Genomic DNA, 16785 nt, shown 5'->3' with positions numbered 1-16785 from the left:
TCGTGTGGGGGTGTGGCCGAAGCCCGCCCGCGTACGCGGCGAGAGGCGGAACCGGGCTTGTCGTGGAAGGTCCCACAGAGAGAGTCAAATGTCATGGGCCTGTCAATATTTTGGCCGGATGGCTTGCGTCGGAGCGGCGACCGGCAGCACGCGGGGGCGCGGCCCGACGACCACTCGTTGGAGGTAACCGACTGCGAACGCCGTGCAGGTGGGGGAGCGTGTTCGTACGCTGCCCGAGTGGGACGAGCCGAGGCGGGCGCTGCCTTCCGGACGGGTCTCGTCGGCGCGGCGGCGCCTCGAAGCGCCGCCTTTCGCTGGTTGGTGAGGATTCCGCAGCCGGGGTTCGTGGACAAGGCGGACCGGGTGCTGGAGGCCGGTGGGCTGCTGGTGGCGTTGAAGGAGGAGCTGGCGCGGTCGCAGTATCCGGCGTTCTTCCGGGACATGGCGCGGCTGGAAGCTGAGGCCGTCACCCTCCACGTGTACGCCACGCTGGCCGTGCCAGGCCTGCTACAGACGGAGGAGTACTCACGTGCTGTGTTCGCGATGAGGCGCCCGCTCCTTGACGAGGAGACGATTGAGCAGCGTGTCTCGGCACGCATGGCACGCCAGGCAATTTTCGCTCGGAAGCCTATGCCCACTCTGAGCTTCGTCATCGAGGAATCGGTGCTGCAGCGGCCTGTCGGAGGACACTCCGTACTGCGGGGGCAACTGGAACAGATCATCCTTCACGGGCATCGCCGCAACGTAGAGGTGCAGTTGATGCCAACTGACCGGATGGAGCACTGCGGTCTCGCCGGGCCGTTCACCTTGATCGAGAAACACGACGGGCGGAGGATGGCTTACGTTGAGGTTCAGCGAGACAGCCGTCTGCACACCGATTGGGCGGTGGTACGGGATGTCGAGGAGCAGTACGGGATCATCCGAGCTCAGGCTCTGACACCGCGTGAATCGCTGGACGTCGTCAAGGGACTCCTGGGAGAAGGATGATGAGCCGGAAGAATGCGCCGAGCCTGCCCGAATCGGATTGGTTCAAGAGCAGCTACAGCAGCGGCGAGGGCGGCGAGTGCGTCGAGGTCGCCTGGCGCAAGAGCAGCCACAGTGGGGCTGAAGGCGGTCAATGCGTCGAGTTCGCTGCCGCTGCCACCCACGTGCACATCCGGGACTCGAAGCAGGTCAGCGGCCCCGTGCTGACCGTCGGGCCGGATGCGTGGGCCGGGTTCGTCGGGCTCGTCGCCGACTGAGGAACGTACGTGGGAGGGTCCCGCCGCAACGTCGAACCGGCGTTGCGGCGGGACCCTCCCACGTGTGCGGGGACTACTCGTCCACGTCCTCCTCGCGGCGGATCATCCGCCACGCGGCCCCGCGTGCGCTGCGGTCCAGGTTGGACCGGAAGCTCTTGTCGGGGCCGATGTCGGTCTCGTCGCCGAAGCCGACCGCCGCCGGACACCTTGGGGTCGCTGTGTGTGTCCGGCTCGTAGGCGCGGGGGACCGGCGGCGGCTTGAGTGCGCGGGACCAGGGAGCCATGGCTGCGCGGGTGGCTTGTTCTGTCGCGCATTGTTGAGATCGACTACTACGGGTCTCAAGATGGCTGGGACGACATGGAATGGGGGGCACACAGTGCTGCGGAGCGATGACGGACCAACCGTCGGTGCGTCATGAGGCAGCGCCTGCAGCTCGCGCTTCAGGTGATGCTGGTACTGGTCGCGAGTCTGCTCGGTATCGTCACGAATTACGCCACTGGCGTCGACGAAGCTCCGTGGCTGTTGAAGGCCATCCAGCAGGCATCCGTCCCCGCCATCGGTTTGCTGGTCGTCGCGATGGTGGTGGGCCAGGTTGTTGTGTACCGGCTGGAGAATCCGGCGCCGCCGCGGGTCGACTGGCCGCGTGACCGAGTTCCCTACCCCGGGCTGGATGCCTTCGCGGAGGACGAGGCGGCCGTGTACTTCGGCCGGGATGTCCTGGCCACCGAGTTGACGCGCAGGCTGCACACTTCGCCGGACAGGCCGACCGACCGGTTCCTGGTGCTTGTCGGCGCATCCGGAAGCGGAAAGTCCTCATTGGTCAGAGCCGGCGTGATGCCCCGGTTACGGGATCGCCGATGGACGCTGGTGCCCGCGTTCTCCCCGGGGACGAATCCGTTGGGTGCGATGGCCGCGGCCATCGCGTCCGCAGGTGGAGAGCAAGAATCCGCGAGCGCGGTCCTGCGCCGTCTGCGGCAGGGCCCTGCCGCACTGGGGGCCGAACTGACCCGCCTGCGCGGCGGCCGGTTCCGGCGCGTGCTGCTGGTGGTGGACCAGCTCGAAGAGGTCATCACCCTCGCCGGTGATCGGGAGCGTGCCCAGTTCCTCGACGCACTTCGCCTCTGCGTGGAGCAGGAGGCGAGTGTCCGCGTGCTGGCCACCCTCCGGGTGGACTTCCTCGGCCGGATCCTGGCCACGGGAAACGCTGAGCTCTGCCAGCACCCCGTTACCGTCGGCGCACTCGGAAGGACTCAGTTCGCGCAGGTCGTTGAACGCCCCGCCGCCCTGGTGGACCTCTCCTTCGCACCGGGGGTCGTCGACACGATCGTCGACGACGCCGGCACGGATGACGCCCTGCCGCTGCTCGCCTACCTCCTCCAGGAGCTCTACTTCGCCTCCGGCCCCGGCGGGATGGTCACCGAAGAGCTGTACCGCGACCTCGGCGGCGTGGCGGGCGCCCTCGCTCGGCAGGCGGACCACACGGTGGCCGAACTCGACCAGGCCGACGGGATCGCATTCGTCCTGCGGGTCCTCCTCATGTTCGTCACGGTCCAGGGGCAGGGAGTGGCCCGGAAGCGTGTCCCTCTGTCCGCGCTCACCGAGCGGGAACGGCGCGTCGTCGACGCCTTCGTCGATGCACGTCTGCTGGTGTCAGACGTGGCCGGCGGCGGAGTCACCGGCCAGGAGGAGCCATACGCGCAGGTGACGCACGAGGCGCTGTTCCGCCAGTGGGCTCCGCTGCGCCAGGAGGTCGAGTCCCGCGTGGAACAACTGCGTGAGCGCGCCGAGCTGGAGCGGTGGGCCGAGGACTGGGAACGTTCCGGCCGCAGCGACGACTACCTTCTCACCGGGGAGCGGCTCACCCTGGCCCAGCGCAGGCTCACCGCGCTGGAGGAATCCGGCATCGCCCCGGAGCCGGTCCGCGTGCTCGTGCAGTCCTCGCAGCTACGCGATCTGGCCTTCCTCCGCCGTGTGTCGGACAGCATCGGCCAGTACGCGATCGGCAGCGCGGAATCGCATCCTGAGCGGGCCGTACTCCTGTCCCTGGCAGCCCTCGGTGAATGCACGCCCACTCCTTCGGCCCGCCGCGGCCTCATGGCTGCGCTCGCGGCGAGCCATATGCGTACACGAGTGGACGCGCACACGGACACCGTCCGCCACATCGCCTGGTCCCCGGACGGCCGGCGACTGGCCACCGCGTCACGCGACGGCAGCGCCCGCGTGCTGGACGCCCGGTCCGGGCAGTCGCTGCTCGTCCTGCCGTCCGACGGAGCGATGGTCGAGTCGGTCGCATGGTCGCCGGATTCCGCATACGTCGCGACCGCTGGGCGAGAACGTGTCGTACGCATCTGGGACGCCGTCTCGGGCGAGCCGGTCCGGTTGCTGACAGGTCCTACGGACATCGTGAGACAGGTGGCCTGGTCGCCCGACGGACGGTATGTCGCGGCCAGTTCGAAGGACTGTGTGGTACGCGTATGGGAGGCCGGGACAGGGGCCCTCGTACAGGACCTGGAGGGGCACAGGAACGATGTCTGGGGCGTCACCTGGTCGCCGGACAGCACCCGACTCGCCTCCGCATCGCACGACCAGACGGCCCGCGTGTGGGACCTCGCCGCAGGCACCGCCGCCGTGGTCCTGGAAGGTCATACGGACTTCGTCGAAGGAGTCGCCTGGTCACCGGACGGCCTCTCGATCGCCACAGGGTCGGGCGACCACACGGCCCGCATCTGGGACGCCGGGACCGGTGCACAGCAGCTGCTGCTGCGCGGCCACACCGACTACGTGTGGAACCTGGCCTGGTCCCCGGACAGCCGCGCCCTGGCCTCCGCGTCCTCGGACCACACCGTGCGCATTGTCAGCGCCCATGACGCGAAAGTGCTGGTCGTGCTGCGGGGCCACAGCGACACGGTCTGGGGCGTGACCTGGTCGCCCTCCGGCGCTCAGCTCGCCACGAGCTCGACGGACGGTTCGGCGATCGTGTGGGACCTACGGCCCCGAGGAGCGGAGGTCGTCGCGGCCGACGGTCACCGCGGCCCGGTGAACCAGGCATCCTGGTCCGCAGACGAACTACGGATCGCCACCGCCTGCGACGACGCGACCGTATGCCGCTGGTCCTCCCGCGACGGCACCCCCGCAGGGGAACCGCTGAGGCTCGACGACCGGGTCTGGAGCGTGGCGTGGTCCCCGATTGCCCAGGACGGCAGGCTCGCGCTCAGTACGAACGACGGTCTCTTCCGCATCCTGGACGACACCGGCACGGTGTTGGTCGAGCAGCGGGGGGAGGTCGTCGAATCCTGCGCTTGGTCACCGGACGGCCGCCGTATCGCCTCCGGCGGACACGACGGCACCGTACGTGTACGGGAGGCGGAGACCGGAACCGAGCTCGCCGCCCTCACCGGCCACCAGGACTGGGTGGGGCGCGTCGCCTGGTCGCCCGGCGGGCAATTCCTCGCCAGCGCATCGGACGACCGTACCTGCCGCCTCTGGGACGTCGCGGAGAGCCGGCAGCTCACCGTCCTGCGAGGCCACGACAATTACGTCGACGACGTGGCCTGGTCCCCGGACGAACAGCGGATCGCCACCGCCTCTGGCGACTGGACGGTGGCGGTGTGGGAGACCAGCACGGGCCGCCGTCTCGATGTGCTCAAGGGCCACGAGGGACGGGTCCGTTGCGTGGCCTGGTCTCCCGACGGCTGCTTCATCGCCAGCGGCTCGGACGACAGGACAGTACGTGTCTGGCGCGCCGACACCTTCGAGGAGGTCGCTGTCGTCGGCGTCCACCAGGACAAGGTGTCGTCGGTCGCGTGGTCCCGCGACAGCACCCGGCTGCTCACCGCATCCTTCGACGGAACCGCCCGCATCTGGCACGCCGCCCCCGACTACGACCAGCTCGAAGCCCACGCCCGAGGGCGCGTCTTCCGGACTCTCGACGAGGACGAACGGCGACGGCACCTGCTGCCCGTGGCGGGGGCGTAGCCGGCCCGCCGACTCAGTAACAGTCCTCCACCGTCCGGTCGTCGGTGCTGAGGAGGTAGTCGTCCGGATCGAGGCCCATCGCCTTGCGGGCGGGCGAGGCCCAGTACATCGCGTTGCGCTCCGCGAACGTCTCCGGGCCGTCGTACGAGACCAGCCACACGAACTGGTTGCGTTCCCGGTCGACCCAGGCCCCACCGATCGTGAACCCCAACTCCCGCCGCAGCGGCACGATGTCGGTCTTCCACCTTGCCACCCACTCGTCCAGCAGGCCGTCGCGGACGGTATAGGTGCGGAGCTGGGTGGTCCTGGTCATGAGGGGAGCCCTTCTCGGGGGTCGACTCTGTGTGCCACGAGGAGCGTATGCCCTATGAGGCTTCACGGGAGGTGAGGGCAGCGGAAGCGTGACTCGGTGGAGCGCACCCTTTGGAGGGAACCTGATGCGAACGCTGCGCGGGCGAATGAGTGGGTCATTACGGTGCCCGAGTGGGGTGGCGGATGGCGCGGGACGAGACGAGTGCGGGCGTGGGTACGGGGGAGGGTGTGGAGCCCTCGTCGGGGACACAGCCGGAGGGCAGGTCGGAGAACGGGGTGGCGGTCGCCTTCGGACGGCAGTTGAAGGAGGATTCCGCAGCCGGGGTTCGTGGACAAGGCGGACCGGGTGCTGGAGGCCGGTGGGCTGCTGGTGGCGTTGAAGGAGGAGCTGGCGCGGTCGCAGTACCCGGCGTTCTTCCGGGACGCCGCGCGGTTGGAGGCGGGTGCGGTAGCGCTGTCGGTGTACGGCGTCTACGCGATCCCCGGTCTGCTGCAGACGGCCGAGTATGCGCGTGCTGTCTTCCAGATGCGGCGTCCCTTGCTGGATGATGACGCGATCGAGCGTGGGCTGTCCGGTCGGTTGGCGCGGCAGGAAATCTACGAAAGGCACCCGGCTCCATTGCTGAGTTTCATCGTCGATGAGGAGGTTCTTCGGCGCCCCATCGGCGGTCGGGCGGTTTTGTTTGGCCAGTTGGAACAGCTACTGCTCATCGGTCAGAGGCGTAATGTGGAGGTCCAGGTGATGCCGACCGACAGGGAGGACCACGGGGCGCTGGGCGGGCCGTTCACACTCATTGACACGGCGCAAGGGCAGCGCATTGCTTACGCCGAAGCGCAAGGTGACAGCAGGCTCTACACAGGCCAAGCGAAGGTCCGCCAGCTTGAAGCCCGCTATGGCATCATCCGATCGCAGGCGCTCACACCGCGTGAGTCTTCGGAGTTTGTTCAGAAGCTTATGGGAGAGAAATGACCGTTCGATGCGCTGAACCGACTGCGCCAGAGTTGGAGTGGTTCAAGAGCAGTTACAGCACCGGCGATGGCGGCGAGTGCGTCGAGGTTGCCTGGCGTAAGAGTAGCTACAGCGGGGCTGAAGGCGGCGAGTGCGTCGAGTTCGCCGCCGCAGCCACCCACGTGCACATCCGGGACTCGAAGCAGGTCAGCGGCCCCGTGCTGACCGTCGGACCGGATGCGTGGGCCGGGTTCGTCGGGCTCGTCGCCGACTGAGCAACGTACGCGTGAGGGTCCCGCCGCAACGTCGAACCGGCGTTGCGGCGGGACCCTCACGCGTGTGCGGGGACTACTCGTCCACGCCCTCGTCGCGGCGGATCATCCGCCACGCGGCCCGGCGTGCGCTGCGGTCCAGGTTGGACCGGAAGCTCTTGTCGGGGCCGAAGTACTGGCGCCCTATGCCGGCGGTCGCCTCGATGTGGTCGGCCATGTTGTCGGCGAAGGCGCGGTCGAAGACCTTGCCGAAGTTGGCTTCGTCGTTGACGACGGCCGCAGCCCGGACCTTAGGGTCGTCGGTCGTCTTGTTGAACGGCTTGCGGACGTCGTCTTCGGTGAAGTCCGTGCCGAACTTGGCGTTGAACGCGTCGATGAGCTCCGACAGGAGCGACTTCTCCGCCTCCGCCGCGCCGCCAGACCCGTCACCGAAGCCCGGGAGCTCGGTCGAGCCTTCGGGGCTGAGGGAGACGTCGTACTCGCCCGTCTTCTCGACCCGCAGGTGGCTGAGGTCGATCTCCCCTATGTCCACGCCACCGTCCGCCCGGCGGGGGAGCCGGTTGAGGAGGTAGCGGCCGTAGAGGTGGAGGCGTTCCAGTTCGGCGTCACGGTAGGGGACGATCTGGGCGAGGAAGCCGTACTTGCGGACGTAGTCGTTGAGGTCCGCGCGGAAGTCCTCCGCCGTCTCCACGTCGTCGTCCTCCTCGCTCTCGAGGAGCGGGGTGAAGCGGGCGACGGCGGGGGAGAGGAGCCGGTACAGCTCCGCGTGCAGCTTCTCCCACTTCGCCTGTGAGCCGGCCGCCTTCTCCTTCGCCGCGAAGTACGCCGCGGCGAACTCGTCCATCTCCGACTCCGAGATGATCGGCGCCGACATGACCCGGCTCTGCGCGGTGTAGAGCAGGTTGGGGTCGGACGGGAGGGTGTTGGCCTCCTCGAAGTACGGGCGGAACGCGTCGCGGATGTCCTCGGCGTCGTTCGTGAAGTCCAGCACAGCCAGGTCGGCCTGTGTCTTGCGGTCCGCGGTGCGGTTGAGACGGGAGAGGGTCTGGACGGCGGAGATACCGGTCAGCGTCTTGTTGACGTACATGGTCGTCAACAGCGGCTGGTCGAAGCCGGTCTGGTACTTCTCCGCGACCACCAGGATCTTGTACTCCTGCTGGCCCCGGCCGCCCGCGCCGACCGTCTTGTCGTCGGCCCGCGTGTAGGCGAACGCCTTCGGAAGCGCGCTCTCCGCGATGCCGCCGTTCTCCTTGGACTCGGTGGTCTCCTCCTCGTCGTCTCCGATCTTGAGCGAGCCGGAGAAGGCCACGAGGACGCCCAGGTCCGGGTACTTGGTGTCGTACTCCCGGTCCTTGATGTAGCTCTTGATCGCCCGCGCCATCTGCGCGGCGGACTGCCGGGTAGGCGTGACCACCATGGACTTCGCCCGCCCGCCGAGCCGGCCGCGGGAGTGCGCGAGGAAGTGCTCGACGATCACCTGGGCGTGCTGGGAGACGGTGTACTCGTGGGTGAGCGCGTACCGGGCGAGCAGGCTGTTGGCCTTCGAGGGGTCCACCTCACGCTCGTCCGGATTCTGGTTCACCAGCTTCCAGTACGTGTTGTACGTGACGTAGTTCCGCAGGGGATCGAGGATGAAGCCTTCCTCGATGGCCTGGCGCATGGAGTACGTGTGGAAGGGGCGGTAGGCCGCCTTACCGTCCACCGTGTCTTCCGTGCCGAAGAGTTCGAGCGTCTTCGCCTTCGGGGTGGCGGTGAACGCGAAGTAGGAGAGGTTCGCGGCCTTCGAGCGCTCCGCGGCCTTCTTCTTCAGCTTTTCGTCGAGCGTGACGGCCGTCGCGCCCTGGTCCTCCGAGTCGGAGTCCAGACCGAGGTCACGCAGGGCCGCGCGTACGGCGGTCGCGGCGTCACCGGACTGGGAGGAGTGCGCCTCGTCCACGATGATGGCGAAGCTGGTCCCCTTGATCTCGGTCGGGTTGCGCTGGATGTAGTCGAGCAGCGCCGGGAACGAGTGCAGGGTGACCGTGACGATCTTGCCGGTGTCCCGGGACAGTGCGCGGGCGAGCTGCTCGCTCTTCGAGCCGTGCTTCTCGTCCACCTTCACGACCAGGCCCTCGGTCTGCGAGAAGCTGCCGACCGTCTGCCGGAGCTGGGCGTCGAGGTTGCGGCGGTCCGTGATGACGATGACCTTGTCGAAGACCGGGGCACCTGGCTTGATCCGTCCGGCCGACAGGGTCTCGGCGTCGAGCGTGCGGGGATCGGTGTCGGCGTGGAGGTCGCTCAGGCGGTGGGCGAGCCAGCCGATGGTGTTCGACTTCCCGGAACCGGCCGAGGCCATGACGAGGTAGTTCTGACCCACGCCGAAGGTCGCGGCGTGGGCGGTGAGCTTCTTGACCACGTCCCACTGATGGAAGCGCGGGAAGATCGTCGACTTGGTGGTGCCGCCGCCGGGCGTCTTGGCCTTCTGCTGGTGCACGTAACGCTGTAGGAGGTCCAGCCAGTTGTCCCGCGCCCAGACCTGCTCCCACAGGTAGGAGGTGGCGTAGGTGCCGTACGCGGTCGGGGCCGGGTTTCCGGCGCCACCGGGCAGGCCGGCGCCGTTGGAGCCGGTGTTGAAGGGCAGGAAGCGGGTGTTCTTGCCCCGGAGCTGGGTGGCGACGAAGACCAGGTCGGGGTCGACCGCGAAGTTGGCGATGACCCGGCGGGTGAAGATCAGCTCGGTGGGATCGCGGTCAGTGCGGTACTGCTCCTTGGCCTGCTCGACACCCTGCCGGGTGAGCGGGTTCTTCAGCTCGGCGGTGGCGACGGGGATGCCGTTGAGGAACAGGGTCAGGTCGAGCTTGTTGCCCCAGTCGGCCTGCTTGGTGGCGTAGACGAGCTCGCGCACGACGGTGAGGCGGTTGGCCCGGTAGCCGTCGAGGACGGAGTCGTCAGCGACGAGATTCGGCTTGAAGTAGGCCACGCGGAGGCGGACGCCCCGGTCCTTGACGCCGTTGCGAAGGACGTTCAGTAAACCGTCATCGCTGATGGCCTTGTCCAGGCGCTGGGCGAAGCCGCGCTGGGCGGCGTTGGGGTCGTTGCCGTAGACGGCGAGGAGCTCGTCCCACTCGCGGGGCTGGCTCTCGCCGAGGAACGTGAACAGCTCGTTGGTGTCCAGGCCGAGGTCGGCCTGGTAGTCCTCGGGCCGCGCCTCCCGCCAGCCGCGCTCGGTCATGGCGGAGACGATGGCGTCGCCGAAGGCGGACTCGTCGTGGATGGGACTCACGCGCTCACTCCTTCCGTTACGTTGCGTCCACTGGCGGTGGAAACGTCGAACTGGCCGGTTACGGCGGCGGTGATGAGGGCCTGGCGGCGCTCGGCGAGTAGCCGAATTAGAGAGGAAGCAGCGCTGCGGAGTCGGTCGGTTACTCTAGTTTCGCGTTCGATCTCCTCCACTACCTCCGCCTGCTGGGAACTTGAAGCAGCTGGAATGGGCCAGTTCTTGATGTCTTCGCCGCGTAGTTTCACCATTGATTGTGACGATCCCCTCGCGACCGACTCAATCAGTGTGCGCACGCGCCCGCTGAGTGCTACCTGAGCGACATATTTCGCATCCATTCCTGGAGAGAGGACTACGCGATAGATCAAGTCGGGAAGCAGCAGTTTTTTGTGGTCACTGCCCACCACTGCTGCGTCGCCAACCAAGGCAGGGGTGTTGGCGCGTGACACGAGAAGGTCGCCGCGTTGCACCTCATGTGACCTGTTCGGTTCTACCTCACTGGGCAAGCGCTTATTTTCCGAGGGGTTGAAGTGCCCGCGCTTGATCGCGCTCAATTTCAAGACACCCCAATCGGATCCCTCTTCGCGCGGGAACGTGTCACATTGGGGGCTCGCGCCTTGCTCGACCTTCATGATGAATCGACGTAGCGGAATTTCGCCTACCGAAATGGCGAGGTGATCCATCAATCCGTCGCGCAGCGAATGATCACGTTCATCGATGAGGCTTCTTGCATTCTGCTGCAAGTTGATGAGTTGGTCGATGCGGGCGGTCTCCATATCGAGGAAATCGGCGATGCGGCGCTGCTCGTCGAGTGGAGGGAGTGGCACGGGCGTGCGGCCCAAAGGCTCAAGATTGAGGGCTCGGAAAGTTGCCCCTCCGGCGCTGGCGTCCCAGAACTGGCGGGCCATAGCTGTTTGTAGAGCCCAGTGTAGAAAACGTGAACTGGTCGTTTCGGAGGCAGCCACTCGTGCCGTACCCTGAGTGAGATTCGCCCCCGCAAGCTCTCGTGGCACGATCATCAATTTCCCATATGATGGGCCGATTGATACCACCAGATCGCCAGGCTTGACTGCGGAGCGATTGTACGAATCTGCGATCTGAGGGGTGGTCCGCAAGAGTGTCATGGGGTCAGGGACGCCTGCGCTGGCGCTCATATCCACCGGTCGGATATATGGGATGCCGCCAGGTGTGTCCGGGCCCGCTTGGACAATTCCATAGGTAATCGACCTGGCAGGGTCTACCAAGCGCTTCAAGGGCAGTACGGGCCAGCTCATTCGGTCACCTCGGCGAGCAGCATCCGAATCTCTGCCTCGAGCGCCTTCAGTTCCACGTCGATCTCCGCCAACGGCCGCGGCGGCTTGTACACATAGAAGTGCCGCGTGAACGAAATCTCGTACCCCACCTTCGTCTTCGTGTGGTCGATCCAGGCATCCGGCACATGCGGGTGCACCTCGCGCTTCAGGTACTCCTCGATGTCCTCGCCCAGTGGCACGTTCTCGTAGTCCCGCAGCTCACTGTCCGGCTCAGACTGGCCGCCCTTAAGTAGCTGCACCTCGCCCTCCGGGTCCCGGACCCCCACTGCGTCCCGCAGCGCCTTCGTGAACGTCGCGCCCGTCGGGCCCTGGACGCCGGCTTCCACGATCGCGTCCCTGACAGCCACCTGTGCCTCGGACTTGGTTGCCCAGGTTGAGCCCTTCAGCGGGTGCAGGGCCTCTGCAAGCAGCATGGTCTCGGTTTCCGCTAGGTCCCTGAAAAGCGTCTCCTCCTCGTCCGTGAGCTTCCGGCGGGCCTTCGCCTTCGCCGCCAGCTCCGGTTCGCGCGGCAGGAAGCGCTCCTCCGCCCACTTCTGTACCGGCTTCGATGCCAGGAGCGCCGCCAGCGTCTCCCCCGTCAGCTCGAACCGCAGCTTCAACGGCCGCTCGACCGTGATGCGCTGGTAGCCGAACGCCGTGTTGTCGAAGACCTTCACCTTGCCGTGCAGCGGGTGCTCCGCGTCCGCCGCAGCGGCCACCGCGTCCCCGTACAGCCGCGTGATGTCGCCGATGTGGTTCGGCTTGCCGCCCGTCCCGTCACCCAGCTCCTTGCGCTTGTCGCCCAGCGACTTTCGCATCTTCACCCACTGGTCGCGCGCGTCCAGCAGCACCACCTTGCCCTTGTGCTGGGCGTCCTTCCGGTTGGTCAGGATCCAGAAGTACGTGGAGATGCCGGTGTTGTAGAAGAGCTGGTCCGGCAGGGCGACGATCGCCTCCAGCCAGTCGTTCTCCAGGATCCAGCGGCGGATCTCCGACTCGCCCGAGCCGGCCGCGCCCGTGAAGAGCGGGGAGCCGTTGAAGACGATCGCGATGCGCGAGCCGCCCCCGCCCTTCACGTCGACCGGCTTCATCTTCGAGATCATGTGCTGGAGGAAGAGCAGCGAGCCGTCGTTGATGCGGGGGAGGCCCGCTCCGAAGCGGCCGGAGTCGCCGAGGTTCGTGTGCTCGAACTCGACGTCCTCCTTGACCTTCTTCCACTCCACGCCGAACGGCGGGTTGGCCAGGAGGTAGTCGAACTTCTCCCGCTTGTGGCCGTCGTCGGAGAAGGAGTTGCCGTAGGCGATGTTCTCCGGGTCCTGCCCCTTGATCATCAGGTCGGACCGGCAGATCGCCCAGGACTCCGGGTTGAGCTCCTGGCCGTACACCTCGACCGTGGCGTCCTCGTTGTACGCCCTGATGTGTTCCTCGGCCGCGCTGAGCATGCCGCCCGTGCCGCAGGCCGGGTCCAGGACCGTGCGGACGACGCCGGGCAGGCTGAGCGCGTCACCGTCCGGGGCGATCAGCAGGTTGACCATGAGCTGGATGACTTCGCGCGGGGTGAAGTGCTCACCCGCGGTCTCGTTGGACTGCTCGGAGAAGCGGCGGATCAGCTCCTCGAAGATGTAACCCATGTTGTGGTTGGACACGGCTTCGGGGCGCAGGTCCAGGTCCGTGAACCTGCCGATGACCTGGTAGAGCAGGTTCGCGTCATCAAGGGTCGAGATCTGCTGGGCGAACTTGTACTTCTCCAGGACCTCGCGGGCGTTGGGGGAGAAAGCACCCACGTACACCTGGAGGTTCGCTGCGGCGTTCTTCGGATCACCGGCGATCTTCTTCAGCGTCAGACTGCTGGTGTTGTAGAACGAGTGGCCCGCGGCCCGGGGCAAGAAGTAGTCCGGGTCGAGATCTTGCTCCTCGCACCGGGCGGCCTCCTCCGCGACCTTGTCGCGCGTAGGCTCCAAAACGCATTCCAGGCGGCGCAGCACCGTGAACGGAAGGATGACCTTTCCGTAGTCGGACTGCTTGTAGTCGCCGCGCAGGAGGTCGGCGACGGACCAGGCGTGGTTCGCCAGCTCCGTGTGCTTGCTGCTGTTCAAGGGGTTCCCCGGATTCCTTTCGGACCCCCGTCCCCACCGGGACGGGTGCGTACAAGTGTGGGTGGTACGTGACGTTCGTGGTGCCGATTCAGGCCGAAGTGCCGGATGCGTGTGCGGGTGTGCCGGCGGGCGACGGGCCGTCCGCCCCCGGTGGCGGAATCAGCCCGCCCCCCGTCAGCCCGCCCACCAGCAGCCCCGCCGTTCGCTCGGCCAGTTCCACGGCCTGCCGCGCCGCCGCTCGCAGCTCGTTCACGCGGCGGAACGCCTCGCCGTAGCGGCGCTGCTCCTCCAGCGGCAGGAGTGGTACGCGCAGCCGGCCCGGGCTGACGTGCACGGTCGTGCTGCCGGTCGACGCCGCGGCGATGTTCTCCTCCGCGCCGAGGAAACCGGCGAGGAACCAGGCGTCGAGCCGCGAAGGATCGGGCCGGAACAGGTGGACCTGCGGGCCGAGCAGTGCGCCCGCGTCCGCCTCGCCGGCCACGCGGGCCATGGCCCCGCCACCCCCGGCGACCGCCCGTACGACCACGTCGCCCGACGCGACCACCGGCGCCTGCTCCGTACGCAGGCCCGCCGGGTCGCCGGTCGGTCCCGTGCCCCGGGCGATGTCACCGCCCGTGAGTACGGGGAGCGCCGACACGGAGGGGCGGCCGGACTCCCGGGTCTCCGGCGCGGTACGGAGCAGGGCGAGCGCGCCGCCCCTCGCCAGGTCCGCCGCCGTGGCCGTACGCCACTCGCGGGGCGACGGGCCAGGGGCGGCGCGCCAGTCGGCCGAGCGTGCCGCCTCGCCCAGAGAATCCGTCCGGGCGATGAGGCGGCGCCGGGCCTCGTCCGCTTCCCGGGCCAACTCCGCCGGTTCGACGTCGGTCCGTGAGACCCGCACATGACGGGCGGGGGAGAGGTCGACGACATCGTCGAGCAGGTCGACCACCGGGACCGCGCGCGCCGTGCCCGGCTCGTCGGCGAACTCGTCCGGAGCCTCGGCGAACGCCTCCCACCGGGTCAGCGCGGTCTCCGACAGCACGGACCAGTCCAACATGGTGCGGCCGGTTCGGGGGGAGCCCGAGTTCGGGCCTCCGCCACGTCTGCCCGTACTCCTCACGCCGGAGGAACGGTCGTCGCCGGGGCGACCCGCCACCGAAGCCTCCGCCGTGTCGACGAACAGCACCGACCTGCGCTCGGGGCCCGCCGGTTCGGGGCGTTGCAGCACCCAGATCTGGAGCCCCACATGGAAGGGGGCCGCCGCGCCGGGGGGCAGGGCCACGACGGCTCGTACGGCTCCGCCGCGCACGAGGTCCATGCGTACACGGCGGCCCGACGCCCGGGACGCCGTGGCCGGAGGAAGGATCATGACCGCGTGGCCGCCCGGCTCCAGGTGCGCGAGCGCGTGCTGGACCCAGGCCAGCTCCGACTCGGCGCGCGGCGGCACACCGTAGGCCCAGCGCGGGTCGTAGGCCAGCTCGTCGTGACCCCAGTCCCGGTCCCCGTAGGGCGGGTTGCACAGGACCGCGTCGACGGTGAGCTGCCCGAAGGTGTCGGCGCGGAGACTGTCGCCGATGCGTACGGTGACCTTCGCGTCCGGGGCCGCCAGCATCAGGCCGACGGCGCTGCGCCCGGCCTGCACGGGGACGCTGTCCTGGCCGTACAGCTCGCCCGCGCCCCGCCGGGAAGCCGCCGCGAGCAGGGAGCCGCTGCCGCAGGCAGGGTCGAGCACGGAGGCGGGCCGGCCGGGGACCAGCCGTGCCACGAGGTCCGCGAGCGGGCCCGGGGTCACGTACGTGCCACTGGCGGCCGTGTCCTCCAGCTCCCGCTCCGCCAGTACGCCGAGGGCCGCCTCGCCGCCCTCGTCCCGTACGCACAGGGCGAGCGCCCGCAGCACCGCCGTGTCCTCCGGCGAGAAGGGCACCGCTTCCGGGCCGGGGACGGTGTCGGCGAGCTGGGCGGCCGAGCCGTCCGCGTGGGTGACGAGGCCGGCGTCCGGCAGGTCGGCCAGCGCGGTCAGCTCATCCGGAGTGCGGCGGGCCGCGGCGAGTACGAGCGGGAGCAGCTTCGCCACCGCGACGCTGCCCCGGGGGTGCACGCGCAAGGTGGTCCGCAACTCCTCCAGGGCGTTCGTGGCCGCCGCATGGCCGCGCGCGGCCAGCCACGCCCGCACCTCCACCAGGTCGTACAGCGGGCTGCTGTCGTTGCCTCCCGCAGGCGCCGGGAAGTCGTCGTGCCGACGGCGCCAGTTACTGACGGTGGCGCGCGTGACCCCCGCGATGCGGGAGATCTCGGCGGCCGTCACCTGCGCGGACGGCTGGGGCAGGGCGCGGGGCGTGGCGGGGGGCATGGCGGGAGTCCTGGGCCTCTCGGTCGCCGTCGGCCCGGTGGTGGCGAACGGCGTCGTGAAGGTCGGCGACTCCTCGTGGGCCGCGACCGCTGCTGGCTGAACAGCTCACAACCTACACCAGTCAGAAACACGGTCAAGGTGTTTGACAGTGCTTTCACGATGGCCGGCCAGGCGTGGTCGGTGAAGGCGTTCTGCGAGTGCTCCAGCGGCGCGCCCGCCTCTGTGCCGTGCCTGGGGGCGAGCGCGCGCAGGACGGTGCCGTCGGGGCGCCTCTGGATCAGGCTTTCCCATCCTTCGCCCCGCTCCTCCAGCGCGTCGAAGAAGCCCTCGTAGCCGTCGGCCTCGAGGTGTCCAGTGGTGGTGACGGAGCCGTCGGGGCGTTTCACGACGCGATCCACGGGGAGGGGCGCCCGGGCGTCCCGGCCCGGCCGGTGGACGTGTGCCCACCGGCGGGGCCGGAGCCGCCGTCAGGCGAACGGGATGGTGAGGACCGAGCCCCTGCCCACCTGGAGGGTGGAGGGGCCGTTGCCCAGGGCGTTCCAGACCTCGACGCGGACGGTGCCGCCGTCCAGGTCGCCCAGGGTGCCGGTGGCGGAGTGCAGGCCCTGACGGGCCGACGTGTAGTCCTCCCAGCCGGGGACCGGGTCGGTGGCGAAGTAGCGGAACGTCTCGACGCGCTCGAAGGTGCCGTCGCCGGTCAGGTCGTACGAGACCCGGGCCTGCTGGGCGTACCCGACGGAGGTGCCGGCGTCCACCTTGAAGGTGAAGGCCGTGCTCGCGCCGGACTTCAGGTCGCCGTGGACGTTCTCCACCTCGTAGACGAGCGGGTTCCTGGGGGTGCCGTCGTTGTTGGTTCCTCCCCCGGAGGGGATGGTGTCGGAGGAGCCCGTCCCGGTCGCCTCGGTCGCGAGCCGGCCGCCGGTGCGGGGGTGGAAGGTGTCACCCGTGACCGGCGGTTCGCCGGTGGTGGTGACGGTGACGGTGTCGCTGGCCGGGCCGACCTGGTCGGCGGTGTCGCGGGCCCTGACGCTGTAGGTGTATTCGGTGCCCGGGGTCAGCCGG

The 16785-nt window shown here is 68.6% G+C and carries 10 protein-coding genes and 2 pseudogenes; 5 read left to right on the top strand and 7 right to left on the bottom strand.

Annotated features, from left to right (window positions below; translation table 11 throughout):
- Positions 1 to 93: 93 nt before the first annotated feature.
- The 3 genes from IG90_RS0128890 (at position 94) to IG90_RS0128880 (ending at position 5217) form a co-directional block, all read left to right on the top strand.
- Positions 94 to 987, top strand: a complete 894-nt coding sequence (locus IG90_RS0128890; protein WP_078841976.1) for a DUF5753 domain-containing protein — start codon at positions 94 to 96, stop codon at positions 985 to 987.
- Positions 987 to 1241, top strand: coding sequence for a DUF397 domain-containing protein (locus tag IG90_RS0128885; protein ID WP_209443580.1), 255 nt, complete (start codon positions 987 to 989; stop codon positions 1239 to 1241). Before IG90_RS0128890 ends, IG90_RS0128885 begins: the two co-directional genes overlap by 1 nt.
- Positions 1242 to 1656: 415 nt before the next feature.
- Positions 1657 to 5217: an nSTAND1 domain-containing NTPase gene (locus tag IG90_RS0128880; protein WP_030590733.1), complete on the top strand. Its 3561-nt coding sequence runs from the start codon at positions 1657 to 1659 to the stop codon at positions 5215 to 5217.
- Positions 5218 to 5230: 13 nt separating this feature from the next.
- Here IG90_RS0128880 and IG90_RS0128875 read toward each other — a convergent pair whose 3' ends face one another.
- The gene (locus tag IG90_RS0128875) at positions 5231 to 5530 is read right to left on the bottom strand and encodes an NIPSNAP family protein (protein WP_030590730.1); all 300 of its coding nucleotides are present in this window, start codon (positions 5528 to 5530) and stop codon (positions 5231 to 5233) included.
- 182 nt (positions 5531 to 5712) lie between these two features.
- Here IG90_RS0128875 and IG90_RS39845 point away from each other — a divergent pair.
- Together IG90_RS39845 and IG90_RS0128865 are read left to right on the top strand one after the other, a co-directional pair.
- Positions 5713 to 6499 (top strand): annotated as a pseudogene (locus IG90_RS39845) (DUF5753 domain-containing protein).
- On the top strand, positions 6496 to 6753 hold the full coding sequence (locus IG90_RS0128865; RefSeq protein ID WP_030590727.1) for a DUF397 domain-containing protein: 258 nt from the start codon (positions 6496 to 6498) through the stop codon (positions 6751 to 6753). Before IG90_RS39845 ends, IG90_RS0128865 begins: the two are co-directional and overlap by 4 nt.
- Positions 6754 to 6826: 73 nt before the next feature.
- On the opposite strand, the gene IG90_RS0128860 is transcribed toward IG90_RS0128865, so the two are convergent.
- The 6 genes and pseudogenes from IG90_RS0128860 to IG90_RS0128830 form a co-directional block, all read right to left on the bottom strand.
- The gene (locus IG90_RS0128860) at positions 6827 to 10012 is read right to left on the bottom strand and encodes a type I restriction endonuclease subunit R (RefSeq protein ID WP_030590724.1); all 3186 of its coding nucleotides are present in this window, start codon (positions 10010 to 10012) and stop codon (positions 6827 to 6829) included.
- Positions 10009 to 11280, bottom strand: a complete 1272-nt coding sequence (locus tag IG90_RS42565; RefSeq protein ID WP_078585445.1) for a restriction endonuclease subunit S — start codon at positions 11278 to 11280, stop codon at positions 10009 to 10011. The genes IG90_RS0128860 and IG90_RS42565 overlap by 4 nt, the downstream gene beginning before the upstream one ends.
- Entirely contained in the window at positions 11277 to 13394 is a 2118-nt protein-coding gene (locus tag IG90_RS0128850; protein ID WP_030590718.1) for a type I restriction-modification system subunit M, read from the bottom strand. The genes IG90_RS42565 and IG90_RS0128850 overlap by 4 nt, the downstream gene beginning before the upstream one ends.
- 88 nt (positions 13395 to 13482) lie before the next feature.
- Positions 13483 to 15723 carry an N-6 DNA methylase gene (locus tag IG90_RS0128845; protein WP_233436107.1) on the bottom strand — a complete coding sequence of 747 codons (2241 nt, stop codon included), beginning with the start codon at positions 15721 to 15723 and terminating at the stop codon, positions 13483 to 13485.
- Between the two features lie 179 nt (positions 15724 to 15902).
- Positions 15903 to 16109 (bottom strand): annotated as a pseudogene (locus tag IG90_RS46175) (beta-1,3-glucanase family protein); the annotation flags it as partial.
- Positions 16110 to 16190: 81 nt separating this feature from the next.
- A partial coding sequence (locus IG90_RS0128830; protein WP_030590715.1) for a fibronectin type III domain-containing protein occupies positions 16191 to 16785 on the bottom strand: 595 nt, incomplete at its 5' end.

The sequence above is a fragment of the Streptomyces anulatus genome (assembly GCF_000721175.1).
In the GTDB taxonomy this organism is placed as follows: Bacteria; Actinomycetota; Actinomycetes; order Streptomycetales; family Streptomycetaceae; genus Streptomyces; species Streptomyces anulatus_C.
This window is presented reverse-complemented; position numbering and strand designations above follow the sequence as displayed.